At 67.1% G+C, this 25,002-nt stretch carries 27 protein-coding genes; 13 read left to right on the top strand and 14 right to left on the bottom strand.

Annotation, left to right across the window (positions count from 1 at the left end):
- The first annotated feature begins 296 nt into the window (after positions 1–296).
- A complete protein-coding gene (locus tag ACFXKN_RS24200; protein WP_379433883.1) occupies positions 297–791 on the top strand; it encodes a hypothetical protein in 495 nt (164 codons plus the stop codon).
- Positions 792–794: 3 nt separating this feature from the next.
- Here ACFXKN_RS24200 and pabB read toward each other — a convergent pair whose 3' ends face one another.
- Positions 795–2,855 carry an aminodeoxychorismate synthase component I gene (gene pabB, locus ACFXKN_RS24195; protein WP_379433882.1) on the bottom strand — a complete coding sequence of 687 codons (2,061 nt, stop codon included), beginning with the start codon at positions 2,853–2,855 and terminating at the stop codon, positions 795–797.
- A gap of 79 nt (positions 2,856–2,934) precedes the next feature.
- On the opposite strand from pabB, the gene ACFXKN_RS24190 reads away from it, so the two are divergent.
- The 3 genes from ACFXKN_RS24190 (at position 2,935) to ACFXKN_RS24180 (ending at position 5,825) form a co-directional block, all read left to right on the top strand.
- The gene (locus ACFXKN_RS24190) at positions 2,935–3,990 is read left to right on the top strand and encodes a phosphotransferase family protein (protein WP_379433881.1); all 1,056 of its coding nucleotides are present in this window, start codon (positions 2,935–2,937) and stop codon (positions 3,988–3,990) included.
- Between the two features lie 71 nt (positions 3,991–4,061).
- Complete coding sequence (locus tag ACFXKN_RS24185) at positions 4,062–4,586, top strand: DinB family protein (RefSeq protein ID WP_379433880.1); 525 nt, start codon at positions 4,062–4,064, stop codon at positions 4,584–4,586.
- 108 nt (positions 4,587–4,694) lie between these two features.
- Complete coding sequence (locus tag ACFXKN_RS24180; protein WP_378952233.1) at positions 4,695–5,825, top strand: NDMA-dependent alcohol dehydrogenase; 1,131 nt, start codon at positions 4,695–4,697, stop codon at positions 5,823–5,825.
- On the opposite strand, the gene ACFXKN_RS24175 is transcribed toward ACFXKN_RS24180, so the two are convergent.
- Positions 5,826–6,182 (bottom strand): iron chaperone, encoded by a 357-nt coding sequence (locus ACFXKN_RS24175; RefSeq protein ID WP_378952230.1) that lies wholly within the window; start codon positions 6,180–6,182, stop codon positions 5,826–5,828. It lies immediately after the preceding gene.
- A gap of 9 nt (positions 6,183–6,191) precedes the next feature.
- A complete protein-coding gene (aztA, locus tag ACFXKN_RS24170; protein WP_378952227.1) occupies positions 6,192–6,869 on the bottom strand; it encodes a zinc ABC transporter ATP-binding protein AztA in 678 nt (225 codons plus the stop codon).
- A gap of 48 nt (positions 6,870–6,917) precedes the next feature.
- Between aztA and aztB the strand changes: the two genes are divergently transcribed.
- From aztB to aztD, 3 genes are all read left to right on the top strand, one after another.
- Positions 6,918–9,179, top strand: coding sequence for a zinc ABC transporter permease AztB (aztB, locus tag ACFXKN_RS24165; RefSeq protein WP_378952224.1), 2,262 nt, complete (start codon positions 6,918–6,920; stop codon positions 9,177–9,179).
- A gap of 197 nt (positions 9,180–9,376) precedes the next feature.
- The gene (gene aztC / locus ACFXKN_RS24160; RefSeq protein WP_378952221.1) at positions 9,377–10,297 is read left to right on the top strand and encodes a zinc ABC transporter substrate-binding protein AztC; all 921 of its coding nucleotides are present in this window, start codon (positions 9,377–9,379) and stop codon (positions 10,295–10,297) included.
- 26 nt (positions 10,298–10,323) lie between these two features.
- The gene (gene aztD, locus ACFXKN_RS24155; RefSeq protein WP_378952218.1) at positions 10,324–11,484 is read left to right on the top strand and encodes a zinc metallochaperone AztD; all 1,161 of its coding nucleotides are present in this window, start codon (positions 10,324–10,326) and stop codon (positions 11,482–11,484) included.
- Positions 11,485–11,630: 146 nt separating this feature from the next.
- Here aztD and ACFXKN_RS24150 read toward each other — a convergent pair whose 3' ends face one another.
- Positions 11,631–12,830, bottom strand: a complete 1,200-nt coding sequence (locus ACFXKN_RS24150; protein WP_378952215.1) for a serine hydrolase domain-containing protein — start codon at positions 12,828–12,830, stop codon at positions 11,631–11,633.
- 39 nt (positions 12,831–12,869) lie between these two features.
- Between ACFXKN_RS24150 and ACFXKN_RS24145 the strand changes: the two genes are divergently transcribed.
- Together ACFXKN_RS24145 and ACFXKN_RS24140 are read left to right on the top strand one after the other, a co-directional pair.
- Positions 12,870–13,685, top strand: coding sequence for a serine hydrolase domain-containing protein (locus ACFXKN_RS24145; protein WP_378952212.1), 816 nt, complete (start codon positions 12,870–12,872; stop codon positions 13,683–13,685).
- A 103-nt stretch (positions 13,686–13,788) separates the two neighbouring features.
- Entirely contained in the window at positions 13,789–14,325 is a 537-nt protein-coding gene (locus ACFXKN_RS24140; protein WP_378952209.1) for a DUF3145 domain-containing protein, read from the top strand.
- Between the two features lie 4 nt (positions 14,326–14,329).
- Here the strand turns inward: ACFXKN_RS24140 and ACFXKN_RS24135 are convergent, their stop codons facing one another.
- The 4 genes from ACFXKN_RS24135 to ACFXKN_RS24120 form a co-directional block, all read right to left on the bottom strand.
- The gene (locus ACFXKN_RS24135) at positions 14,330–15,115 is read right to left on the bottom strand and encodes an ABC transporter permease (RefSeq protein WP_379433879.1); all 786 of its coding nucleotides are present in this window, start codon (positions 15,113–15,115) and stop codon (positions 14,330–14,332) included.
- On the bottom strand, positions 15,112–15,837 hold the full coding sequence (locus ACFXKN_RS24130) for an ABC transporter ATP-binding protein (protein ID WP_378952203.1): 726 nt from the start codon (positions 15,835–15,837) through the stop codon (positions 15,112–15,114). Before ACFXKN_RS24130 ends, ACFXKN_RS24135 begins: the two co-directional genes overlap by 4 nt.
- A gap of 13 nt (positions 15,838–15,850) precedes the next feature.
- Positions 15,851–16,315 (bottom strand): hypothetical protein, encoded by a 465-nt coding sequence (locus ACFXKN_RS24125; protein WP_379433878.1) that lies wholly within the window; start codon positions 16,313–16,315, stop codon positions 15,851–15,853.
- 183 nt (positions 16,316–16,498) lie between these two features.
- Positions 16,499–17,161 carry a transcriptional regulator gene (locus ACFXKN_RS24120; protein ID WP_378952195.1) on the bottom strand — a complete coding sequence of 221 codons (663 nt, stop codon included), beginning with the start codon at positions 17,159–17,161 and terminating at the stop codon, positions 16,499–16,501.
- A gap of 122 nt (positions 17,162–17,283) precedes the next feature.
- Here ACFXKN_RS24120 and ACFXKN_RS24115 point away from each other — a divergent pair, with 122 nt between their 5' ends.
- Genes ACFXKN_RS24115 through ACFXKN_RS24105 form a run of 3 tightly spaced genes read left to right on the top strand, consistent with a single transcriptional unit; the run spans position 17,284 to position 18,904 of the window.
- A complete protein-coding gene (locus ACFXKN_RS24115) occupies positions 17,284–18,078 on the top strand; it encodes a methyltransferase domain-containing protein (RefSeq protein ID WP_378952192.1) in 795 nt (264 codons plus the stop codon).
- Positions 18,075–18,425 carry a cupin domain-containing protein gene (locus ACFXKN_RS24110; RefSeq protein WP_378952189.1) on the top strand — a complete coding sequence of 117 codons (351 nt, stop codon included), beginning with the start codon at positions 18,075–18,077 and terminating at the stop codon, positions 18,423–18,425. Before ACFXKN_RS24115 ends, ACFXKN_RS24110 begins: the two co-directional genes overlap by 4 nt.
- 56 nt (positions 18,426–18,481) lie before the next feature.
- Entirely contained in the window at positions 18,482–18,904 is a 423-nt protein-coding gene (locus ACFXKN_RS24105; protein ID WP_379433877.1) for a TetR/AcrR family transcriptional regulator C-terminal domain-containing protein, read from the top strand.
- Positions 18,905–18,989: 85 nt separating this feature from the next.
- Here the strand turns inward: ACFXKN_RS24105 and ACFXKN_RS24100 are convergent, their stop codons facing one another.
- Positions 18,990–19,880: a ribonuclease Z gene (locus ACFXKN_RS24100; RefSeq protein WP_379433876.1), complete on the bottom strand. Its 891-nt coding sequence runs from the start codon at positions 19,878–19,880 to the stop codon at positions 18,990–18,992.
- Positions 19,881–20,032: 152 nt separating this feature from the next.
- Between ACFXKN_RS24100 and ACFXKN_RS24095 the strand changes: the two genes are divergently transcribed.
- On the top strand, positions 20,033–20,794 hold the full coding sequence (locus ACFXKN_RS24095; RefSeq protein WP_379433875.1) for a class I SAM-dependent methyltransferase: 762 nt from the start codon (positions 20,033–20,035) through the stop codon (positions 20,792–20,794).
- Positions 20,795–20,832: 38 nt separating this feature from the next.
- Here the strand turns inward: ACFXKN_RS24095 and ACFXKN_RS24090 are convergent, their stop codons facing one another.
- From ACFXKN_RS24090 to ACFXKN_RS24070, 5 genes are all read right to left on the bottom strand, one after another.
- Positions 20,833–21,879 (bottom strand): protein kinase family protein, encoded by a 1,047-nt coding sequence (locus ACFXKN_RS24090; RefSeq protein WP_379433874.1) that lies wholly within the window; start codon positions 21,877–21,879, stop codon positions 20,833–20,835.
- Between the two features lie 74 nt (positions 21,880–21,953).
- Complete coding sequence (locus ACFXKN_RS24085) at positions 21,954–23,567, bottom strand: ATP-binding cassette domain-containing protein (RefSeq protein ID WP_378952936.1); 1,614 nt, start codon at positions 23,565–23,567, stop codon at positions 21,954–21,956.
- Positions 23,568–23,835: 268 nt separating this feature from the next.
- Complete coding sequence (locus ACFXKN_RS24080) at positions 23,836–24,126, bottom strand: hypothetical protein (RefSeq protein WP_379433873.1); 291 nt, start codon at positions 24,124–24,126, stop codon at positions 23,836–23,838.
- Positions 24,127–24,319: 193 nt separating this feature from the next.
- Entirely contained in the window at positions 24,320–24,643 is a 324-nt protein-coding gene (locus ACFXKN_RS24075) for a hypothetical protein (RefSeq protein ID WP_379433872.1), read from the bottom strand.
- Positions 24,640–24,990, bottom strand: coding sequence for a YncE family protein (locus ACFXKN_RS24070; RefSeq protein WP_378952168.1), 351 nt, complete (start codon positions 24,988–24,990; stop codon positions 24,640–24,642). Before ACFXKN_RS24070 ends, ACFXKN_RS24075 begins: the two co-directional genes overlap by 4 nt.
- Between the last annotated feature and the right edge of the window lie 12 nt (positions 24,991–25,002).

Below are 25,002 nucleotides of genomic sequence, written 5' to 3'. Positions count from 1 at the left end.
CGGTTAGCGCTCGAGACTAGAGCCTTCGGCTCAGCGCTTTCGAGCGCTAACCGGCGACCCGGCCGCGGACCGGCCACTTCGTGGCCGTCCCTCCCCAGGGGTCGGGAGTGCGGGGTTGGGAATGCGGTCATGGCGGTCTTGGGGTGAGCGGTGTGGTTGGGGGGTGCGGGGTCGTGGCGGGTTCGAGATGGCGGTGTGCCTTGGAAGAGTGTGGGAGGGGCGGAGCTCGGGTGTGACACGAGGTGGTGGGGTGCGCCTTCCCTGCGTCTGTGGCGTCCTTGCGGCACAGTGGTGTTATGACGAACCCGAGGAAACGGGGGCGCGCGCAGGAGGCTGCTCCGGCGGCGCAGGCGCGGAAGGTGCCGGGGGCCGATTTGTTGTCGGCGGCGCAGGCGGCGGTGGGGGCCGCGCAGACGGCGGCGGGGCAGGCTATCGATGCCGCTCAGCAGACCGCGGGGTATGCCTTCGATGCGGCGGTTCGGTTGCCGCCGGCTTCGGCGCAGCTGGCCGCGCAGTTGCCGGATCTGGTGGAGAACCTGTCGATCGCGGTCGATCGGCTCAACAGCACCATCGATCGGCTCGATCGGACATTGGCGCTGGCCGATCCGGTGTTCGCCACCTACGACCGGTTGTTGCCGCGACTCGAGGCGATGATTTCCCTGGGCGAGGACGTGTTCGGCGCGGTGGCGAAGCTGCCCGGTGTGGGGCTGCTCGGGCGGATCACCGGGCGCGGGTGCGAGGAACCCGCCCCGGAGCCGGAGCCGGACAAACGCGGCCGCCGTCGGCGGTGACCCTCACGTTCCGGGCGTCAGCGCCCGGAACGTCGCTGCCGCCTTGAGCACCATCTCCGCGTACTCGTCCTCGGGATCGGAATCCAGGACGATCGCGCCGCCCGCGCCGATTCGCCACTCGTCGTCGTAGCGGACGGCCGTGCGGATGACGATATTGAGGTCGGCGGTGCCACCGAGGCCGAGGAAGCCGATGGTGCCCGAATAGATCCCGCGCGCCTCGGTTTCCAGTTCGTCGAGGATCTCCATGGTCCGCAGCTTCGGCGCGCCAGTCATCGAACCGCCGGGGAAGCAGGCGCGCAGACAGTCGATCACACTGGCGTCGCGGCGCAGGGTCCCGCGCACGGTCGACACCAGTTGGTGCAGGGTGGAATAGGTTTCGGTGTCCATCAGCTTCGGGACGTGCACCGAGCCGACTTCGCAGACGCGGCCGAGGTCGTTGCGCAGCAGGTCGACGATCATCAGGTTCTCGGCACGGGTCTTCGGGTCGTCGGCCAGTGCGCGACGCAGGCGCTCGTCCTCGTCGGCGGTCCGTCCGCGCGGTGCGGTGCCTTTGATCGGTTTGCTCTCGACCACCCGGTCCCGGTCGATCTCGAGAAACCGTTCCGGCGAGGAGCAGGCCACATCCAGGCCGTCGAAGCGCAGGTAGGCGGCGTACGGCGCGGGATTGCAGCGGCGCAGTCGCCGGTAGACGGTGAGCCCGTCATCGGGTGCGGCGGCGACGGCGACCGCGTCGGTCAGACAGATCTCGTAGGACTCGCCCGCGTGTAACCGGTCCTGACACACCGCGATATCGGCCAGATAGCGGTCGCGGCCACGCCCCAGATGCGCCTGCACCGCGTCGGGATCGGCGGGCACGGGCAGATCGGGGGGATTGGCCCAGGTCGGAAGATCGTCGAGGGCATCGGAAGTCTCGCGCAGCCACTGCTCGGCGTCGTGCTCGGTAGCGGGTTCGCTCAGTGCGAGCAGGTGGGTTCGTCCTGCCTCGTGGTCGACGACGATCAGGCGGTCGGCGAAAATCCACTGGGCATCGGGAGTGGGGGAGCGGTGAGCGTCGCGCCCACCGCAGTCGGCCTTCACCTCGTAGCCGAGATAGCCGACGTAGCCGCCCGCGAAATCGAAAGGCAGCGGCGGGGTTTCGCAGTGCCGGGCGCGGAGTTCGCGGTCGAGATAGTCCAGGACCGTGCCCGCGACGGTCCGGGTGCCCTCGACGTCCGTCACGGTGACGGAGCCGTCGCCGACCCGGTAACCCACGATTTCGGCATGCGGCCCGCGCGCGTCACCGAGGAAGGAGAACCGGTCGAGGCCTGGTTCGACATGCTCGCTGTCAAGCCAGAACGCGCACGGAGCGTCGGCACAGCGGCGCAGGAAGATCGCCTCGGTGTCGATCGCTCGCTCGATCACCTTGTGCTGCAGGCGAAATGCGCGTTCGGGCGAAGTAGGCACGACGACCGCGGGTCCGCGCACGACTGCCGGTGCGGCAACTCGCACGCGCGCTTTGGTGAGGTCGGCGAAGTTGCGCAGCAGCGCGGCACCGAATTCGCTCGATACCGACTCGGGATGGAACTGCACACCCCACTGCGGCCGCTCGCGATGACGCACCCCCATGATCACCCCGTCGCTGGTCGACGCGGTCACCTCGAGCGTCGCGGGCAGCGGGTCCTTTGCCGCGAGCGAGTGGTAGCGAACGACGGTGAAGCCCTGCGGCAGACCGGCGAACAGGTCCCGATCGTCGTGGGTCACCTGATCGAGAAAGCCGTGCCTGGCCTGCGGCGCGCGCTCCACCGTCCCGCCCGCGCCGAGCACGATCCCCTGATGGCCAAGGCACACACCGAGCAGCGGCAGTTCGGTCTGCGCGATCAGCGCCGTCGACACCCCCATGTCGCGGGCGCGGTCCGGACGGCCGGGGCCGGGCGAGATCACCACATTGTCGAAGTGGTCCAGGTACAGGGAGCCCTCGGCCTCGTCGTTGCGCACGACGGTCGGCTCGCTCCCGTTGACCTCGCTGATCAGCTGATAGAGGTTGTAGGTGAACGAGTCGTAGTTGTCGATCAAGAGCGTGCGCATCGTGGCAGAGACATTACGCCGCGCGTGCGCGTACGCATTCCCGCGCAGTCCCCACCGGTGCCGGGGCAGAATATGTGCCATGGCTGTTTCTCAACCTGTCGATGTTGACCCGGCGATCGCCGATTTCGCGGCGATCGGGCGGTGGATGGACGAACAGGGCTTGCCCGGCGCGGAATTCAGCGCGGTCGCCGCGCTCGGTGGTGGCACGCAGAACGTGATGCTGCGATTCACCCGGGGCGGGCGCGAGTATGTGCTGCGGCGCGGGCCCAAGCATCTGCGCGCCAAGAGCAATGAGGTGATCGGCCGGGAGTCACGGCTGCTCGGCGCGATCGCCGCGACCGAGGTGCGTTCGCCGCGGGTGATCGCCGCCTGCGACGACGAGTCGGTGATCGGCGCGGTGTTCTACCTGATGGAACCCATCCGCGGCTTCAACCCACAGACCGAACTGCCCGCGCTGCACGCCGGTGATCCCGAGATCCGGCGCCAGATGGGCCTGTCCGCGGTCGAGGCCATCGCCCGGCTCGGCGCCCTCGACTACCAGGCACTCGGCCTCGACGACTACGGCCGCCCGGCGGGTTTCCTCGAACGTCAGGTACCGCGCTGGCTGCGCGAGCTCGACTCCTACAACGCCAACGAGGGCTACCCCGGCCCGCAGATCCCCGGTGTCGAGCGGATCGGTGACTGGCTCGAACGTCACCGGCCGACGGACTGGATGCCCGGCATCATGCACGGCGATTGCCACCTGGCGAACATGATGTTCGACTACGACGGCCCCGAGGTGGCGGCGATGGTCGACTGGGAGATGTCGACCATCGGCGACCCACTGCTCGACCTCGGCTGGCAGCTGGCCACCCGGCCCGAGCCCGGCACCGTCGGCGCGGGCCTGATGGGCACGCTCGGCACCGTCGGTGGCCTGCCCAGCGCGGCGGAGATGGTCGAGCACTACGGCAAGTTCTCCGACCGCGACCTGAGCGCGGTCACCTGGTACACCGTGCTGGCCTGCTTCAAGCTGGGCATCGTCCTCGAAGGCACCTATGCGCGGGCGTTCGCGGGCAAGGCCCCCAAACCGGTCGGCGACTTCCTGCACGCGGTGACACTGGAACTGTTCGAACAAGCGAACCAGCTCGCCGAGTGATGCCCGGATCTCGGCGATAGTTGGCTTGATATTGATGGAGCACAATAAGCGGACACCGTAGGCTGACTCCCATGATCGTCCCTGACATCAAGAACTGGACCTGGGTCCTCGAACGTGCCTGCTCCGAGTGTGGATTCGATGCCGAGAACATCGCGTACTCGGCCATCCCGGAGAGTGTCCTCGACAGCGCCACCCGGCTCGGCTCGGCACTCGAACGCGACGACGCGCGGGTGCGTCCGGACGAGCTGACCTGGTCCGTTCTCGAGTACGGCGCGCACGTGCGCGATGTGTGCCGGATCTTCGACACCAGGCTCGCGCTGATGCTGGCCGGTGACGGTGTCGAGGCGCCGCGGTTCGAGAACTGGGATCAGGACGCGACCGCGGTGGCCGACCGGTACGGCGAACAGGACCCCGCTGTCGTCGCGCGGGAATTGACCGTGGCCGCTGATCGGGTGGCCGCCGCGTTCGCCGCGGTGCCCTCGGATCGGCTCGACCTGCGGGGTGCGCGCAGCGACGGATCGCTGTTCACGGTCACCTCGCTGGGTCGGTACTTCCTGCACGACCTCGTGCATCACGTCCACGACGTGCGCGGATAGAAAACAATCGAGATTTTTCTAGAACGTGTTTCAGAAATCGGTGATTTGTCGCTAGGGTGAGTGCAGTCACAATGAGGCACGAGCGAGCTTGGCGAGAGGTCTACCGGCATGAAGACGAAGGGCGCGATCCTGTGGGGCACCGATCAGGAATGGTCGGTCGAGGAGATCGAGGTCGGCGACCCCGTCGCCGGTGAAGTACAGATCCGGATGGAAACGGCGGGCATGTGCCACTCCGACCATCACATCGTCACCGGGGCGACGCCGATGCCGTCCTACCCTGTGATGGGCGGGCACGAGGGCGCGGGTGTCATCACCAAGCTCGGCCCGAACTGTCCGGCCGACCTGGCCGTGGGCGACCACGTCATCCTGTCGTTCATCCCCGCCTGCGGGCGCTGCCCCTCCTGCGTCGCAGGCAACATGGCGCTGTGCGACCTGGGTGCGGGGCTGCTGATGGGACAGGCGATTTCGGACGGCACCTACCGCGTGCAGGCACGTGGCGAGAACGTCATCCCGATGTGTCTGCTCGGTACGTTCACTCCGTACATGACGGTGCATCACACCTCGGTGGTGAAGATCGATCCCACCATCCCGTTCGAGGTGGCTTGCCTCGTGGGCTGCGGCGTGCCGACCGGGTTCGGTTCCGCGACCCATGTGGCGCAGGTGCAGCCGGGCGAGACCGCGGTCATCGCCGGTATCGGCGGCGTCGGCATGAGCGCGCTGCAGGGTGCGGTGCTGGCGGGTGCGGCGAAGGTCGTCGCCATCGACCCGAACCCGTGGAAGCTCGAGCAGGCGCAGAAGTTCGGCGCCACGCACACCTACGAGAGCATGGCCGCCGCGATCGTGCCGCTGATGGAGGCCACCGAGGGCCGGATGGCCGAGAAGGTCATCCTCACCATGGGTGAGATGCACGGCGACTACGTCGAAGAGGGCTTGATCCTCACCGCGAAGGCGGGCACGCTGGTCGTCACCTCCATGGGTCGCCTCGACGAGAGCGACGTGAAGATGAACAGCTTCCTGCTGTCCATGCTGCAGAAGACGGTGAAGGGCTGCATCTTCGGCGGCGGCAATGCCCGTCAGGACGCACCGCGCCTGCTGCAGCTCTACAAGTCGGGTCAGCTCAACCTGGACGACATGGTCACCCGCAGCTACTCGCTGGAGGAGATCAACCAGGGCTACAAGGACATGCTGGACGGCAAGAACATTCGCGGCATCATCCGCTTCACCGAAGCCGACTGGTAGTCAGCTCTTGCGTGCCCGCTCGGCGAGGCGGACCGCGACCTGGGCGATCAGGTCGTACGGAATCGGTTCGCCGAGTGGGAATTTCAAGGTGCCACGACCCGAGTTGTAGGGCTCGATGGCCTGATGGAGCGCCGCGTCCCCGTCGGGGATGGGGTACACGCTCACGTGGGACTTCCAGCCCGCGAAGAAGATGAACACCCGGCCGTCGATGGTGGCGGCCGGGATGGCGTAGCTGATCTTCTCGCCCGTGTCGGGCACCGCGCGGTGGATGGTTTCGCGGATCTGCTGCAGGACAGCGCGTTCGGCCGGCGGCTGGGCCGCCAGATAGGTGTCGACGGAGTCGGGTTTCTCGGTCATGTTTCGACTTTAAGCTCTGACCAGCACTTTCTTCGGGTGCCCCGCGGCCTTCAGTCGACCGTCGCGCAGGAGCAGACAGTGGTCGGCCCTGCTCGCCTCGTCCAGGTCATGGGTGGCCTGCACGACGGTCACACCGGCCGCGCTGATCTGCGCCAGAGCGCGGGAGATCTCGGCCTGCGAGGTCTCGTCCAGACCCGCCGCCGGTTCGTCGAGCAGTAGTAGATCGGACTGCTGCGCCAAAGCCTGCGCGAGCAGAGTGCGCTGGCGTTGACCGCCCGACAGGGTGTCGAGCCGCCGAGTCGCCAAGTCGGTGAGCTCCATTCTTTCCAGGCAGGTGCGTGCGATCTCGCGATCCGCACCGGTCAGTCGCCGCCACGGTCCGCGGTGCGCCCAGCGTCCCATCGCCACCGCTTCCCGCACGGTGATCGGCAGGGTCGGCGGAATCGCTGTGTGCTGCACTACGAAGGCCGGGCGTCCGGTGGTGGTCCGGTGCACTGTGCCTTTTTGCGCCGCCACGGTTCCGGCGAGGACGCCGAGCAAGGTCGATTTTCCCGAGCCGTTGGGTCCGACGATCGCGGTCACCCGCCCGCGCGGGATCGTGGCGGTCACTTCGCGGAACACGGGTCGTCGGGCGTAACCGGCACTCAGGTGCTCGATCCGGATTGCTGCGTCATCTGTGTTCTGCATCTCACCTCAATTGAAACGATAATCATTTTCAGTATATCGTCTCGCGCTATGGATTGGCTGTTCGCCCCGTTCGAGGTGGCTTTCGTGCAACGCGCGCTGTGGGGTGGGCTGCTCGTGTCGTGCGTGTGCGCCCTCGCCGGGACCTGGGTGGTGGTGCGTGGCATGGCATTTCTCGGCGACGCGATGGCGCACGGGATGCTGCCCGGCGTCGCGGTCGCGGCGTTGCTCGGGGGGAACCTGATGATCGGTGCCGCGATCTCTTGCGCCGCCATGGCCGCGGGGGTGTCGGTGCTGAGCCGCGGCAAGCGTTTCGCGCCGGATACCGCGATCGGGCTGCTGTTCGTCGGGATGCTCGCGGCCGGGGTGATCATCGTGTCGCGGTCGCAATCCTTCGCGGTGGATCTGACCGGGTTCCTGTTCGGCGATGTGCTGGCCGTGCGTGCCGTCGACCTGTGGTATCTCGTTGCGGCCCTTGGTATCGCGCTGGTGGTGGCGGTGCTCGGCCATCGTGCGTTCGTGGCGCTGACCTTCGATCCGCGCAAGGCGCACACCCTCGGGCTGCATCCGAAGGTCGCGCACGCGGCGCTGGTGGGGCTGGTGACAGTGGCGATCGTCGCGTCCTTTCATGTGGTGGGGACGCTGCTGGTCTTCGGATTGCTGATCGCGCCGCCCGCCGCCGCGGTGTTCTGGTCGAACCGGGTACCGGTGGTCATGGCGATCGCCGCGCTGATCGGCGGGCTGTCCACCGTTGGGGGACTGGTCATTTCGTGGCACGGGGAGACCGCCGCCGGGGCGACTATCGCGGCGGTCGCTGTCGGCTCGTTCTTCCTGTCCGCGCTCGTCTCCGCGCTGCGGGAACGGGTCGGTCGGGTGGGAGTGCTCGCGCTTGCCGCCGTGCCACTGGTCGGCTGCGGGGCGGGGGAGGTGCCGGTTGTCGAAGAAGCGGTGCCGCACGGGTTCGTCGCCGGTGCGGAGGAGATGAGCGAGGCTCAGACGCGGCTGGTCGTCGCCGATGCGGCCGGAGCTGTTCGGGTGATCGATCTACTGACCGAGACGGTCACTGCGATCGACACCGCCACTCCGGAAAGTGGTCGAACACAGCCACATCCGAGTTTGCCGGGTGGCGCAAGCGGCGATGAGCCGGGTCAGGATTCTTCGCAGTCGCCGAGCGGTGGCGACCAGCGGGCAGCGACTCGTGGAGCGGTTGGTGACGGGCGCTTCGCGTATCTGAGCTCGGGTGCGTCGGTTCGGATCGTGGACAGCGGGGCGTGGACGATCGACCACGGCGACCACCGGCATTACTACCGGGCACCTATCCGGGACGTTGGTGCGGTCGCCGCGCCCGAAGGTGGTGCGGCTGCCGGGCCTGGCGCCGGAAGTGTGTCTACGGGGCCTGGTGGTTCCGGCGGGCCGGAAGGTGCCGGCGGCGCGGATGGTTCCGGGGACCCGGGTGCCGGGCCGAGCGGCGGTTCCGGGGACCCGGGTGTCGGGCCGAGCGGCGGTTCCGGGGACCCGGGTGTCGGGCCGAGCGGCGGTTCCGGGGTTGCTGGTGCGTACAGCGACGCCGCCGTCGCGTCCGTTGTGCTGGATTCCGGGTCGACGCTCTTGTTCGACCGTCCGGCGCTGGACGGCGGTGTCGCCCAGGAACAACGTCGGGTCGAGGGCATCGCGGTGCCGTATGCCGAGCGGATTGTTGTCGCCGACGGCTCGGGTCGCGTCGAGGTGCGCGGGCGTGACGGCGCGGCGGGACAAGTGCAGCCCGCCACGTGTCCGCAGCCGCGGGGGCAGGCCGTCACCAGGCGCGGAGTCGTCTTCGGGTGTGCCGACGGCGCGGTTGTGGTGGCGCAGCGGGATGGCGGGTTCGTCACTGAGAAGATCGCGTACCCGGTGCCGACCGGTACTCGTGCGACGGCATTCACGCATCGGCCCGGCAGCACCACGCTGACTGCCCTCGCGGGTCGTGATGGTGTGTGGACTCTCGATATCAGGAGGAAGACCTGGACGCGGACCGCGATCGTCGATCCGGTCGCGGTGAACACCGCCGGTGAAGGATCGCCGCTGCTGGTGCTCACCCGTGACGGTGTCCTGCGCGGGATCGACCCCGTATCCGGCACGGAGACAGCGCAACTCGCCGTATTGAGCGGGCCTGTCGAAGGGCGCCCGGTGATCCGCGTCGATCCGGATCGCGCCTATGTCAATGACATTCGTGGGCGCAAGGTCCACGAGATCGCCTACAACGACAACCTCCGTGTCGCGCGCACCTTCGAGTTCGACATCGCGCCCGCGCTGATGGTGGAGACAGGCTTGTGAAGCACATTTCCCTCGACGTCGGGCCGTCGACTCGGCGGCAGCGTTCTGACGCAAGCGGCCCAGCCGGGGTTGAACGGGTTCTCGCGGTGGTTGCGAGTTCTTTGTCGTCGACAAACCATGTTGTCCGAATCCTGCTGGCGGCCCGCACTTTCCGTGTCCGCCGCGCACCGGGAGCCGAATCGAGACTCGGCGTGGCGATGAGCCGGACGGCTCGACTGTTCGTCGCGGCTGCCATGCTCGTGCCGTTGATCGCCGCGTGTACAAGCGGGACCGAGCGGTCCGGGATCGTGGTGACCACGAACATTCTCGGCGACCTGACCAGGGCGGTCGTGGGTGACACGGTGCCGGTGACGGTATTGATGCAGGCGGGGGCCGATCCGCATTCGTTCGCTATTTCCGCTCGTCAGGCGGCCGAGATCGAGCGAGCCGCACTGGTGGTGCACAACGGGCTCGGGCTCGAGGAAGGCGTGGCGCGGCATGTGGGGGCCGCGGCGGAAGCCGGCGTTCCCACCCTGGCGGTCGCCGAGCGGGTGGATCCGATCGCCTACACCTCCGATGAGTCGGCGGGGCAACCTGATCCGCACTTCTGGACCGATCCGCGTCGCGTGCGCATGGCCGTCGAGGCGATCAGCGGCGAGGTGCTCGCCGAGATCGACGGCGTCGATGCCGGTGCGGTGCGGGCGAATACGCAGCGCTACCTCGGCGAACTCGACGAGCTGGACCGGTGGATGACCGAGCGGTTCGCCGCTGTCCCGGCCGAGCGCAGGCAGTTGGTCACCGATCATCACGTCTTCGGCTATCTCGCACAGCGATTCGGGTTCCGGGTGATCGGCGCGGTGATTCCCAGCGGCACCACCCTCGCCTCGCCGAGCGCTGCCGATCTCGACGACCTCGCGACCGCGATCAGGACCGCCGGGGTGAGCGCGATATTCGCCGATTCCGCACAGCCCGATCGGCTTTCGCGCGTTCTCGCCGAACACACCGGCCTGCGGGTGCAGGTGATCGCCCTGCACACCGAGTCGCTCACCCCGCCGGGCGGCGGTGCGGGCACCTATCTGGAGATGGCTCGTGTCAATACCGAGGCCATCGCCCGTGGCTTATCCGGGCCGACAACGTAATTCACGCACAAGAGATGGAGCATTACATGAACAGGTCACGGACCACCACGATGGTGGCCATGTCCGGCGTTCTCGCCTCGGTGGTGGCGCTGAGCAGTTGTGGCACAGACGATTCCGGACACGGTCATGAGCACACACCGGGTGCCGAACCGATCGCCCTCACCTACGACGGCGGGATCTACGTCCTCGACGGCGCGTCGCTGACCCAGCGTGCCGATGTGAAGATCGACGGATACAACCGGCTCAATCCGGTCGGCGACGACGACCATCTGATGGTGTCGACCAAGGACGGGTTCCGGGTATTCGACGCCTACGATGCCGCGTTCACCGGAACTCAGTTCCCCGCCGTCAAGCCGGGCCACGTTGTCCGGCACGCGGGCAAGACGGTGCTGTTCGCCGACGGGTCCGGCGAGGTAACCATTCTCGATACCGCGCAGGTCGACGCCGGTAAGTCGACGGAGGTATTCAAGGCGGCCGCGCCGCACCACGGCGTCGCGATCGAGTTGAGCAACGGGAATCTGGTGCTCACCCTCGGCACCGAGGACAAGCGGATCGGTGTCGTCGCACTGGACAAGGGGCGCAAGGAGCTCACCCGCAACGAGGACTGCCCCGGTGTGCACGGCGAAGCGGCTGCCAAGGGCGAAGCGATCGTGATCGGCTGCCAGACCGGCGCTGTCGTGTACCGCGACGGCAAGATCACCAAGGTCACCAGCCCGACCCCCTACGGCCGGATCGGAAACATGGCCGGTAGCGAGGCGTCGCCGATCGTGCTCGGCGACTACAAACAGGACAAGGATGCCGAACTCGAACGCCCCCAGCAGATCTCGCTGGTGAACACCGCCGACGGCACCCTGCGCCTGGTCGACATCGGCACCAGCTACACCTTCCGTTCGCTCGGTCGCGGCCCGCGAGGTGAGGCACTGGTGCTCGGCACCGACGGCAAGATCCATGTGATCGACCCCGTCGCTGGCAAGGAAGTTCGCACCATCCCGGTGATCGGCACCTGGCAGGAGCCGCTCGACTGGCAGGACGCTCGCCCGGCGCTGTTCGTGCGCGACGGTATCGCTTACGTGAGCGACCCGGCATCCAAGCAGGTACACCGCGTCGACCTGGCCGACGGAAAGGTCACAGCCACGGCCACCCTCGCCGCATCGCCGAACGAGATCACCGGCGTCACCGCGCACTGAGACCAGTGCGCGTCCGGCTCGGTGTGAGCTGGACGTGATCGCGGCATCGAGCCGCGGACCGGTCTATTCGTACAATCGGGCCCGTCTCAGTCGAAATACTGACTGGGCGCGGCCCGATTGCGCGAATAGGCCGGTCGATCGGCTCTCTACCGGTCGGCGCACCGCACAACGACCTCGCGCAGGTTGCGGCTGCGCACATCGTCGAGAATCGCCATGCCGAGGCGGTTCATGCTGTAACCGAAGCCCAATCCGGTTGTCGGGTCGGCGAATCCGAACGACCCGCCCAAACCGGTGGTGCCATAGGCGCGTTTGTCCGAGCCGAAGCGGAAAGTGCCGCGCGACTTGCGGAAACCGAGGTGGTAGCGGCTCTTGGTGTGCAAGACCAGGTCATCGGCGGGCACATCGTCGGCGGTGTCGGCGGCGGCGAGCAAGTCGAGAACATCGTCGCTGATCGGCAGCGCGCCGGTGCGGCCCGCCGCGGCGCCGTAGACCTTCGCCAGCGCGCGGGCATTGCCGACACCGTTCATGCCGGGCCATTCGATTTCGAGGAACTCCCGCCGCGCGGCACGTGCGGGCGCGCCAGGGCGCGGGTTGGTCAGTGCCGCATACGAATACCCGCGCTTGGCGTAGACCTCACCGCCGATGCGCAACGGCAGATCGCGACGCTCGTAGCGCCAGATGTCCAAGCCTTTGGTCGCCGACAGCTGGGCGACCCGTTCCATCGGCTCGGTCTCGGGCAGCCCGATGAACAGATCGGCGCCGACCAGGCCCGCGATCTCCTCGGCGAAGAACCGCCCGAGGCTACGACCCGCCGGATCCACCCGCCGCAGCAATTCGCTCTGATACAGCCCCAGCGTCAGCGCGTGATAGCCGTGCCGGGTGCCGGGCTCCCACGCCGGTTTCTGCGCGGCGAGCAGCTCGCCGAGGGCGTCGCGATCGCTCAGTTCCCGCAGTTTCACGATCCGGTCGAGCCCGGACAGCCCGGCCTGATGATCGATCAGCTGACGCACGGTGATCCGCTCCTTGCCGTGCGCGCCGAACTCCGGCCAGTACGTCGCCACCGGCGCCTCGTAGTCGAGCAGCCCCCGCGACACCGCCGTCGCGAGGGTGAAGGCCGACATTCCCTTCGACGAGGAGAACACCGGCACGATCGTGTCGCGCTCCCACGCCACCTCGCGTGTGCGGTCGCGATGGCCTGCCCACAGGTCGACCAGTGGCTGGTCGCCGGAGTAGACGGCAACGGCGGCGCCGATCTCGCCGTGGTCGGTGAAGTTACGGCGGAAGGCGTCGGCGACGGGACCGAAACCGGCCGCCACGTCGCCGTGGATCGATGGTGCGAGACTCATGGTGTTCTCGATCGTAGCCGCGTCTCGTACGCTGCCGATATGCGATCGTTGCAGCAGGTTCAGCACTGGCCGGTCAAGAACGCCGCCGCCGCCGTGGTCACCGCCGACGGTGCGTCGACCATCGGCGATACCGAGCGGGTGTTCCGGCTCGCCTCGGTCACCAAACCGCTCGTCGCCTATGCCACGCTCGTGGCGCTCGAGGAAGGCGCGGTCGAACTCGACCAGCCGGCGGGTCCGCCCGGTTCGACCGTGCGGCATCTGCTCGCCCACACCTCCGGCGTCGCGTTCGCCACTGTCGAAGTTCTCGCCGCACCCGGCACCCGCCGCATCTACTCGAGCGCGGGCTTCGAACTGCTCGCCGATTTCCTCGCCGACCGGACCGGGATCGAATTTCCGCAGTATCTGAGCGAGGCGGTTTTCGAGCCGCTCGGCATGCGCACAGCGGTCCTCGATGGCTCCGCGGGCCATGCGTGCAGCGCCTCCCTCGCCGACCTCACGCTATTCGCCGCCGAGTTGCTGACACCTCAATTGATATCTCGGCAAACCTTGGACGACGCGACCTCGGTGCAATTCCCCGACCGCAACGGAGTCCTCCCCGGATACGGCTCCCAGCGCCCCAACGACTGGGGATTGGGATTCGAAATCCGCGACGGGAAAACCCCGCACTGGACGGGAACAGCCAATTCCGGCCGCACCTACGGGCACTTCGGCCAGTCCGGCACGTTCCTCTGGGTAGACCCGGAAATCGAGGTGGCGACAATCGCGTTGAGCGACGAGAATTTCGGTGACTGGGCCAGAACAGCGTGGCCGAAATTCAGCGATTCCGTTATCGCAGAGACACATAACACGCAGTAAAGTAACACGCGCAACACCGCACACTTCAGTACACTCGTGCCACGCCAGACCACGACGGGCCGTTGGGGAAGACGTTCCTAGTCGAGGCTGGAGGTGTTGGTAAGTGCGCGCATCGAGTCAGTTCGCTGACGCGACGGCGGGTGTGGTTTACATCCACTCATCGCCCGCCGCGTTGTGCCCTCACGTGGAATGGGCGCTGTCCACCGCGCTCTCGTCGCCCGCGAAATTACGCTGGAACACCCAACCCACCGACGGGCAACTCCGCGCCAGCAGCGACTGGATCGGCCCGGTCGGCACCGCGGCCCGGATAGCCCAATCATTGCGCACCTGGCCGGTCCTGCGCTTCGAAGTCACCGAGGACCCGAGCGAAGGCGTCGACGGCGAACGCTACAGCTTCGTCCCCACCCTCGGTCTCTGGCACGGATCCACCGGCGCCAACGGCGACGTGATGCTGGGCGAAATGCGATTACGCGCCTTACTCCAAGCCGCCGAAGAACTCGACGTCCACGGAACCTTCGACCTCGCCACCGAACTCGACCGAGCACTGGGCGCGCCGTGGGACGAGGACCTCGAGGCATACCGGCAGGGGACCGACAGCGTCGGCGCGGAAGTCACCTGGCTGCGGCGAGATGTGGGCTGAGTGCCTACCACCGGCGACGATTCCGCTGCCCCGCCCCTAGAGCGATTACGAAGATCGCCACGGTGACCGCGAGGAAGTAGACGAGGGAACCGTTGCGGCCGAAGCGCGGCAGGAAGGCCAACTCCTGGCCGGTGGCGGCGACCGCGTTGAGAAACGGTGCGTAGCCCTGCAGGGTGTACCCGTTGGGGAGCAGGCTGATCGAGTTCTCGCCCACATACACCCAGAACAGCAGTGCGGCGATCGCCGCGGGCGGGGTGCGGATCACTGATCCGATCGCGATCCCGATGCCGCAGGCGGCGAAGGCGTAGATCGGGACGGTCCACAGGAAACGCAGACCGGCCGGGTCGTCGATCCGCACCTGTCCGTAGACCTGGGGGAAGAACCTCGGCAGCACGGTCATGACCAGGGTGAGCAGCGCGAGGGTCGAGACCGCGGCGATGGCGCCGTAGAAGACCCATCGCGCCAGGGCGGCGATCCACGTCCGGGGGAACAGAAAGGCGTTGAGGTCGCGGATGTTTCCGCGCAGTTGGGTGGCGTGGGCGAAGGCCGCCGTCACCATCATGATGCCGGTCGCGAGCGTGATCACCCAGTAGACGGCGTTGGTGGTGCTGACCGAGGTCACCTGCAACTGCCCGGGGATGGCGGCGAATCGTTCTGCGACAGTGGCGATTCCGAAGGTGATCAGCAGTGGCAGGGCGATCGTCAGCGGAACGGCGACCGTCCACAGGAAGCTGCGTCCGCTGGTCCGGGTCCACTCGGCCGCGATACCGCGGGTGAGCTGGGTGGTCATCGCTGCGTTTCCTTCGCGAGTGCTGCCCCGGTGATGCTCAGATACGCGTCCTCGAGTCGGCCGCCGCCGTGATCGTCTACGAGCTGGGCCAGTGGTGCGTCCGCGAGGACCCGGCCTGCACCGAGAACGACGACACGATCGGCATTACGTTCGGCTTCGTCGAGCAGGTGGGAGGTGACCAGCACGCAAGTTCCGGCGTCGGCGAGCTCGCGCAGCAGCCCGCGCATCCAGTGGATCCCCGCGATATCGAGACCATTGAGTGGTTCGTCGAGCAGGATGGTCCGCGGCGACGACAGCAGGGCGGCAGCGATGCCGACCCGCTGGAGCATGCCGAGTGAATACTGCTCCAGCCTGCGGTCGGCGACCTCGGTCAGATCGGTGGTGTGCAGTACCTCGCCGACTCGGCTCGCGGGCAGACCACGGGCACGGGCGATCCAGCGCAGATGTCTGCGGGCGGTATGGCGGGGGTCGAAGGCCCGGTGATCGAGATGCATGCCGAGCCCCGCTGGGGTGGCACGACCGGATCGCACGGCGGTCCCGTCGACTTCGATGGTGCCGGTGGCGGGGCCGATGATTCCGCATATGCAGCGCAGCAGTGTGGATTTGCCGGTGCCGTTGAGCCCGAGCAGGTAGGTCACCGCCGCGTCGGGCACGGTCAACTCGGCGACCTCGAGCACCGTGACGTTCGCGTAGCGCACGGTGAGACCGCGAATTTCGATCATCGGTCCAGCACCGTCAGAAGTCGCAGGGGATCGGCAGGCCCACGGTCTTCACGCCGGCGCACAGCGAGTTGTTGGCCAATTTCCAGGTGCCGTCGATGCGTTTCCATGTCACCTTCATGGTGATGCTCGGGCGTCCGGCGGAGCTCGAGTGCAGGATCGCGGTGTGCTCGTTGCCGCTGTGGGTTTCGGGTCCGGTCACCTCGTTCCAGCCCAGCGGCGCGCGGAACAGGCCCAGGTTGTAGACGGTGCGCGGCACGACGACGGCGTTGGCGCCGCCTTCCAGGTTCACGGCCTTGGCCTCGTCGGATGCCGCTGTCTCAACCAGGAATCGGACCTGCTCGTTGAGTTCGGCCAGGCTGGGAACCTCGCTGGTGATCCGGAAGCCGCCGGGGTCGGCCGCCGTGGTCGGGGCGGTCACCAGGACCGTTGCGGCGATGGCGGCGAGCGCGCCTCCACTCCTGCGGATCGTGCTGCTCATCATTTATTCACTCCCTCGGGTGACCGGAGTTACACTCCAGATTCCTGGCAAAATCCCAGTTGATGGCAGTAAGTTAGCCTAGCCTTACGGCATCGGTCAAGATTCATTTAAATAAGGTCTGCCGCGGATCAGTGGGATCCGGGTCGAGCATCGGGAAGGGTGGTGAAAGTGGCAGCGCAGGGCTCAGCGCGCGAGCGGCGCCGTCTGTGTCGACCTGGTGCTCAGCCGCAGGGTGACACCGCAATCCCCAGTGGTGTCGGGTCGGACCTCGACCGCGAATTGCGAAGCCAGCGCGGGCGAATGCCGCTCGAGAATCCGCTCGATCATCCCCTGCTGGAGGCCGATCACGATCTCGGGCGCATCGCGCGCGATGCGCCGCAGCGGGCAGTTGCACATCTGGATCTCGTGGGTGCCGAAACTCGACACCGCCGAGGACACCTGGAAGCCGAGCCGGGTCAGCGTCGTGGTCACGACCGTGACCGGATCGGGCAGGTCGGTGGTCGGCTCACCGAGATCGGTCAGGGTGTCCGCCCACATCCGTCCTGCCGCAGTGGCTTTCGCGCGCCGGGCCTCGGTGGTGTCGCCCAGCTGTGCCAGCAGGGCGGCCAGCACCGGTGCGGTGGGATCCGTGCCGACCGCCACATAGCCCTTGCGTGGACGACCCACCGTCTCCGACGGCAGCCACGTGCCCTCCACCTGGCCCGCGTCGATCAATGCGTTCAGATGAAAGCGCGCCGTGGTGATGTGGATGCCGAGCGCCTGGCTGACGACCGGCGCGTCCAAGGGTTCGAGGGAATCACGCACCAGCGCGAACACCCTGTCCCGCTGCCGGGGTGTGCTGACCATCGGCGCTCCTCTCGCGCCATGACCGGCGCCGATCCGGTCCGGCGACGACCACCTGACGACATCACTTCTCGCTTGATTGTAGGACCGCCGCATCCCGCGGCCGAACCGACAGGAAGACGCCTGTGAACACACCACTGCCCTTCGACCACCGCGACTCCGCGCACATTCCCGGACACTGGCTGCTCGCCCGCCTCGGCAAGCGCGTGCTGCGCCCGGGCGGAATCGAGCTGACCGAACGCATGCTCGACGCCGCGCACCTGCCCGGTGCGGATGTGGTCGAACTGGCCCCCGGTCTCGGCAAGACGGCCACCGCCATCCTGGGCCGTGTCCCCGCCAGCTATCGCGGCGTCGAAGCGGACGCCGCCGCCGCTGCCCGCAGCGCCGAGGTGATCGGGACCGCCGGGACCGTCACCACCGGGGATGCCGCGGACACCGGTCTGGAGTCGAGCTCGGCCGACGCGGTCGTCGGCGAGGCGATGCTCACGATGCAAACCGACCCGCACAAGTCCGCGATCATCGCCGAGGCGTTCCGCGTGCTCCGGCCGGGCGGGCGCTACGCCATTCACGAACTGGCGCTGACCCCGGACGATCTCGACGACGGCATCAAGACCGAGATCCGCAAGGCGCTCGCCCGCTCCATCAAGGTCAACGCACGGCCACTCACCCGCGCGGAATGGACCGACCTGCTCACCGCGGGCGGATTCGAGATCGAGACAGTCACTTTCGCGCCGATGGCGCTGCTGCGACCACGCCGGGTGCTCGCTGACGAAGGCCTGCTCGGCACCGCGCGGATCGTCCGCAATGTGCTGCGCGACCGGTCGGCCCGGCAACGCGTGCTCGCCATGCGCGCCACCTTCAACACCCACCGGCGCGCACTCATCGCCATCGCCATCATCGCCAGGAAGCCGAGCGCATGACCACCGAGACCAGCACCCCCATCGCCACCGGCACCACCGCGTGGCAGCCCAAAGACGGCGACCTGCCCAACGCGCAGCGCATCCTGCACGGGCCGGGAATAACCCTGGTACGCATCAGCTTCCGGCAGGGCCAGGTGCTCGATGAGCACCGCGCGCCCGGTCCGATCCTGATCAGCTGTGTGTCCGGGGTGATCGATCTGGATGTCACTTCCGGTGCGACGACGCAGGCGCATCGCCTCGAACCGGGGACCACGATCTACATCACCGGCGGTGATCCACACCGGCTCGTCGCCCGCGAGGACGCGGTTGTGCACGTCACGCTGCAGCGCAACGTGTCGACCGAGTAGTTCGATACTCGGCGCGATCTCAGTCCACGATCCGGTCCATCCGAAGGAACTCGGTGATGCGCAAGAGCTTCGGTGGACGGGCGACGTCCGCGGGATCGTGTGCTGGATGCCGCGATTCGGGTCGCCGACCGTGGGGGAGTCGAAGCCATCACGATGCGGTCCTGGGAGTTCTTCGGGAGGCGGGGTTTTCGCTGCCGATGGCCGCGCATGCTGTCTCGCTGATCGACAGCTACGTCGGCGGGTTCGTCCTGCAAGAAGCGAACCTGCCCGTGTCCGTGCCTGCGGACGTCGAGGATGTCGCGGGCGCGATCCTCGCGAACCTTCCGGCAGGCGAGTTGCCGTATCTCACCGAGATGATCGTCGACCACGCCCTGCGACCCGGTTACGACTACTCGGGCGAGTTCGGTTTCGGTCTGGATCTGATCCTGGATGCACTCGAAGCGCGCCGAGGTCAGCCGACCCCGGCAAGACGGTCGTGACCTCGCTCGACGGCCTCGAGCCCGGCGCCACGATCACCGCACGCGGTGGCCGCGTCAACACAGCCGCAGCGGCATGCGGCCCTCTTCAGCTGTCCGTGCGTCGCGCAGGCAGGGCGACGCGGTCGAGATCGTGGGCGAGGACGGCGCCGGGAAAGGCTGCCTGTTCGGTGAACAGGTGATCCTCGCGCTCGGTGTATCGCTCTGAAAAATGGGTCAGAACAAGGGTTTTCACGCCGCAGGCGCGCGCCACCTCGCCCGCCTGGCGGGCGGTGAGGTGGCCGCGTTCGTGCGCCTGATCTGTCTCGGAGTCGAGGAAGGTGGATTCGATGATCAGCATGTCGACGTCGGCCGCGAGCTCGAAGACGTTGTCGCACAGGCGAGTATCCATGACGAAAGCCACCTTCTGGCCCGGTCGCGGTGCTGAGCATTCCTCGAGCAGTGGCCCCGACAGCTCACGGATCGCGGCGCCGGAGATGCCGTGCTCGCGGAGCTTCTCGGGCAGAAACGTTCGGCTGTCCGGTTCGGCGAGGCGGTAGCCGTAGGTGGGGATGCTGTGGGCCAGGGGAAGCGCGGTGAGGGTGAAACCGTTGCCCTGCAGCGTTTCGCCGGGGCCACTCACCGGGTGCTCGACCAGGCCGGGCGAGCCGTAATAGCTCGTCGCGTACCTCAGTCGTTCCCAGTACTCGGCACCCTCTGCGGGGTAGACGGCGTGCACGTCATGGGGCACCCCGTCGCGACCCAGCCGCTGCACGATGCCGGGCACGCCCAGCGAGTGGTCGCCGTGGAAATGGGTGATACACAGCCAATTCAGTTCGGTCGCGGATGCGCCGGCATGTGCCATCTGGCGCTGGGTGCCCTCGCCGGGATCGAACAGCACGCCCTGCCCGTCCCAGCGCAGGAGGTAGCCGTTGTGGTTGCGGCGGCGGGTGGGCACAGCTCCGGCTGTGCCGAGGACGACGAGTTCTCGTGTCGACATCGACCCATCCTGGCGGGTCGCCGCGTCGGTGTCACGTGGATAGGAACGCGGCCGCGATGGCGGGGTGCGCGAATGCGGGGGATGGTGAGATGGACCGAGTGCGTGCCGCCCCCCGAGGCTCGCACCGAAGACACAGCTTCCGGAGGACGACAATGGATCTGTTCGACTACGACGCCGAACTACGTCTGCACAACGTGCACCTTTTCGAAGCCGCGCGATTCGGTGCTGCTGACCGCGTGCTCGACATCGGTTGTGGCACAGGGCAGACCACTCGGGAGGCGGCCCGTGCGGCCGTCGACGGGAGTGCGGTCGGGGTCGATATCTCGGCGGTGATGCTCGAACAAGCGCGTCGGATCAGCGACGACGAAGGGCCGTCGAATATCGGTTTCGAACTGGCAGACGCACAGGTAAAGCCTTTCTCGCCAGCGTATTTCGACCTGTGCATCAGCAGGTTCGGTGTGATGTTCTTCGCCGATCCGGTCGCGGCGTTCACCAACATCGCGCACGCACTGCGTCCAGGGGGTCGTCTCGCGTGGCTGGTCTGGCAAGGCCATGACCGCAACGAGTGGGCATCGGTGTTCAGCGACGTCCTCGCCGCCGCGATAGCCACGCCCGGTCGCGGGCCGTTCTCGCTCGCCGACCCGACGGCCACCGAATCCATGCTGGTGACAGCGGGTTTCACCGACATCGGCTTCACCGAGATCGACGAGCCCGTGTACTACGGCCCCGACAGTGCGGCCGCCTACGACAACCTGCTGCGCCTGACGGGGTTCACCGCCTTCCTCGCCGACCTCGAGCCCGTCAAAGCCGAGCGAGCCCGTGCGCGGCTGCGCGAGACCCTGGCCGACCATCAGACCGACAGCGGCGTGTACTTCGACTCCCGCGCTTGGCTCATCACCGCTCGTCATCGGTGAGTCGCGCGCAGGCCCGGTTCGCGCGAATGCCCGGTTGATCAGGCTGAGCTGTTGATTCGGAGGATGCGGTCGAGCTCCTCCCGTGGGTACGGGGTTTGCCTGCTCTTCTGTTGGAGTCGATGGAAGAAGTCCGCCATGACCACGGAGAGCGGGGCATCACGAGCGATGATCGATGCGGGTATCTCGGGGATTCCGGTGGGGCGCTCGTCTCGGGCGTACGCGGCTATTCGTTCGGTGCGGTCGTCGCCTCCATACAGGGCGGTGACCAGCCATCGGGTCCGATAGGAGACCGTGTAGCAGTGGTCGTAGGTGCGGTGCCGGTCGTAGAAGTCGATCTCCTGTCGCGACAGGTCGAATCGGGTGGAGATCGCCAGGCCGAAATCGGCGAAATAGAGACGCTGTCCATCGGTGAGGATGTTCTCGAAGTGGGCGTCGAAGTGCAGCAGGCCGCGGCTGTTCATGAACGCGATCCCAGCGTGCAGTTCGCGTTCGACCATGGTGCAGGCGCGGTCGGTGGCATCGGCGCCGGCGTCGATCTGCGCGCCCAGCCATTGATGCAAGTTCTGCGGAATGTATTCCAGGAACAGCGCGATGCTCGCGGAGGACTGCCGGTGAGCGTCGATCCGGCGGCGCACAGCCGATTCACCACCCCAGTACGCCACGACTCGCTCGACATCGGCCAGTTCGTCGGGCAGGGGCGTCGAGTCCGGCAGTATCCGCCAGTGGTGCATCACGGGGAACCCGTCGAACTCCTCCGCCAGCACCCAGCCCGTTGTCATGGCGTGGACGGCGAGTTCTCGCCAGGCGCCGAAGCTGGGCCCGCCGATGCCGTAGTGGCAGATCATCGGCAGCCCGAACAGATTCGCCGTGGACCGGACGTGCTCCGGCCGCCGCTCCCAATCGGTCAGCGGCACCCGCTTGACGAAGACCGGAACCCCGCAGACCTCGAGCAAAGCCGATTTCCCACCGATCCCGGACCCCAGCGGCACTGCGGCATCGACGAGTTCGCTCAGTTCGGCATCACTGTGCAGCGCAAGGGAAGCAGAGACGGCACCGTGAGCCGCCATCCGCGCCCCGCGCGACATCTCAGAACTCTGCTTGCGCAACTGTCGTCCTCCCGAAGGGTGCTGGTATCTCATTGTCGCCGTCGGTGGCGGCTTCAGGTGAGTGGAAGGTGGGGCCAATGGGATAGGTCGGTGAGCATTCGGCGGTCGTGGGTGGCGACGACGATGGCGGCGGGGGTGGTCGAGAAGGCGGTGGTGAGTTCGTCGACCAGGGGTATGGACAGGTGGTTGGTCGGTTCGTCGCAGAGTAGGAGTTGGGGGCGGGCGGCTAGCTGGATGGCCAGGTGGAGGCGGCGTTGCTGGCCCTGCGACAGGCGGGCGACGGGGGTGTGGCGGGATCGTTGTTCGAGCAAGCCGGTGGCGGTGAGCGGAATCGGGTCGATGGTGTTGTGTAGTTGTAAGTTTCGGGTGTGCTGGTCGTAGAGGTCCTGGGCGGTCAGGTCGGGGTCCCAGGCGGGGACTTCTTGGCCGATCAGCGCGATGCGGGCAGACCCGTGGTGGCGGACGGTGCCGGTGGACGGCTCGAGCGCGCCCGCGAGTGCGGCGAGCAGGGTGGACTTGCCCGCGCCGTTGTGGCCGGTGATCAGGAGACGTTCGCCTGCTTCGAGAGACAGCGTCACGGGGGAGCCGAGGCGACCGGTCACCGTGATGTCGTCCGCGCTGAGGATGGGTGTGCCGGGGCGCACGCGCAACTCGGGAAAGCGCAGTCGCAGAGGAGGTTCGGGGACGGTGACGACATGAGCCTCGAGATCGGACTGTCGTCGCTTCAGGGCCTGTACGAGACCGGGTGACCGCGACTGGCGTTGATGCTTACCGTGTCCTTTGTCCGGTCGCCAGCCGGTGCTGAGACGGTCACGGGCACCGGCTACCGCTTCTTGCAGGCGCGCACGCTCGGTCCGTTGCTCCTCGTATTCGTGCTCCCATCGGTCGCGCGCGCGAGCCCGGCCCTCCTGCCAACCCGCGTAACCGCCTGCGAAGAGCTGAGCGCGACCGTCCTGGCTGGGATCGAGGTCGAGGAACTCCTCGGCGACATCACGCAGGAGCGCACGGTCGTGGCTGACGACCACCAGTCCGCCGGAATGGGCCCGCAGGCGAGCGGTCAGGAATTCGAGTCCGTCCCGGTCGAGGTGATTCGTCGGTTCGTCGAGCAGCAAGTTGTCCTGGGTGGACCCGAGCAGGCACGCCAACCGGACTCGGTAGCGTTGCCCGACGGACAGCGTCGCCAACGGGCGATCCCGGTCGGTGCAGGCGTGCAGCGCCGACAGCGCGATGTCGACGCGGCGTTCGGCATCCCAGGCGTCGAGCCGGGTGGCGGCGTCCAGGGCCGCCGCGTAGGCGTCGTCGGCCCCCGGTTGTCCGTCGGTGAGCGATCCGGTGGTGGTATCGAGGTCGCGCAGTGCGCGCAACGCCGGTTCGATCGTCTCGGCGACCAGGTCGCCCACGGTCTCACCCGCGCGAAAAGCTATGGCCTGCTGGGCAACACCCGCGGTGCCGACCCGGGTGACCGAGCCGCCATCCGGGATGAGCAGCCCAGCCAGCACATGCAACAACGTGGTTTTGCCACGCCCGTTCTCCCCGACGATGGCGAGCCGTGAACGGGCCGACACCGTGAGTGAGACGTCGCTGAGCACCGCTCGCGATCCGAGGGTGACCTGGATCGACGTCGCCCTGATGTGGGCGTGCGCGCCGGCCGGAAGATGGGTGGACATGCCGGATCGGCCGATATGAGAGATAGACACAGATTCTCCGCAGCTCGAGGAAGGAGCCGGGACAGCACAAATGACCGCCCGGCATGAATACCCGGGACAGCGGCGTCAGAAAATAGCGGGAATGCGGGTCGCCGCCGTCAGCGGAGCGACCAGGGCTTCATCATCGCGGTGCCTGTGTGCATGATTCGAACGATACCGAGATGCGCGTCGGTTGCCAACGAGATTTCGGGCACGGTGCGGTGGTGGCGAGCCGCGTGCGACATCGTGCCTACTCGAGGAGGAAGATCAAGTCCCGTCCTGATTTGTTCGGTTCGGGCATGTAGTCGATGTGCGCCCGCTGGGCCGACCGTGTCAACGTCACGCACTCCGCGATGATGCCCGCGGTGTCGTCTTCGTGCCGAAGCCCTACTTGGATACCCGTCTCGTTGTTGTAGCGGTCCATCCTCTCGGCCGCGGTCGCGTAACGCCGCTTGTCCGGGTCGATCGACTCGGCGTCGGGATGCTTGTGATCGCGCTCGTGTGCTTCGCCGACACAACGCGCGAAGGTCTCGGTCCCCACGACGTCATCATTGCCAGGAAGATGCAGTGCCTGCGCGCATCTCGTCGGGTTTCGCCCCCGCCACCCGGAAAGTACTTCGTTGATTCCTCCTCCGATATCGTGTCGGCACTTTTGCGTGTGATGGCGTTGAGACAGTCGACCGGAAAGGCTGTGCAACACAACTTTTCGTTCGGGCCCGAATCCCCGGTGAACGTCATCGGCAAATCGCGGAACGATGCACGAATTTCAGCGGCACCAACGGCGGTCCGTACTCGGCATCGAGTTCGGCGTAGGCAATGGAACTCTTGATCGCGCCCTCACCGATCACTTGCCAGTGATCGGCAATTGTCGACATCATGCCGCCTGCACGTATCACGCCATCGGCGCACGCTTGCGCACACGCAGATTGGCTGAGACCTGCGACTACGTTGTCGATCTCGCGATCGTCCGACGTGCTGCCGATGCGAGTGTTCGCGTCGCTGAAGTTGCGGCCGAGTTCCAGGATGGTCTCCGGAGAAGCAATAAATCGGTCGCTCATTCCGGGCTGACCACCGTGACCGTGTCGGCGCCGCTGTTGGCGACATACGCAGTGCCCGAGGCGGGGTCGACCGCGATCGCGATCGGCTTCGCGCCGACATCGAACTGTTTTGTCACCTTGCCTGTGGCAAGGTCGACAACAGATATGCGATTGCCACCTCTCTCGGCCACGTACAGTGTCCGGCTGTCGACGGCGAGAGCGCCGACGAGGTGGTCGACGTCGATGTCGGCGGTCCGGGCATTCGGCGTGGCGTCGACACAGTGCACCCTGGTGTTGTCGTTGGACGATAGGTCGGAATATGTCGAGTAGCACGCGGCCGGTTCCTCGATGCGGACCGCGAGATCCATCGGTGACGTGTC

Origin of the sequence: Nocardia sp. NPDC059195, assembly GCF_042754695.1 — a bacterium.
Classification (GTDB): Bacteria; Actinomycetota; Actinomycetes; order Mycobacteriales; family Mycobacteriaceae; genus Nocardia.
Note: the sequence above shows the minus strand (reverse complement) of the source record. Positions and strands in the feature narration are given on the sequence as shown.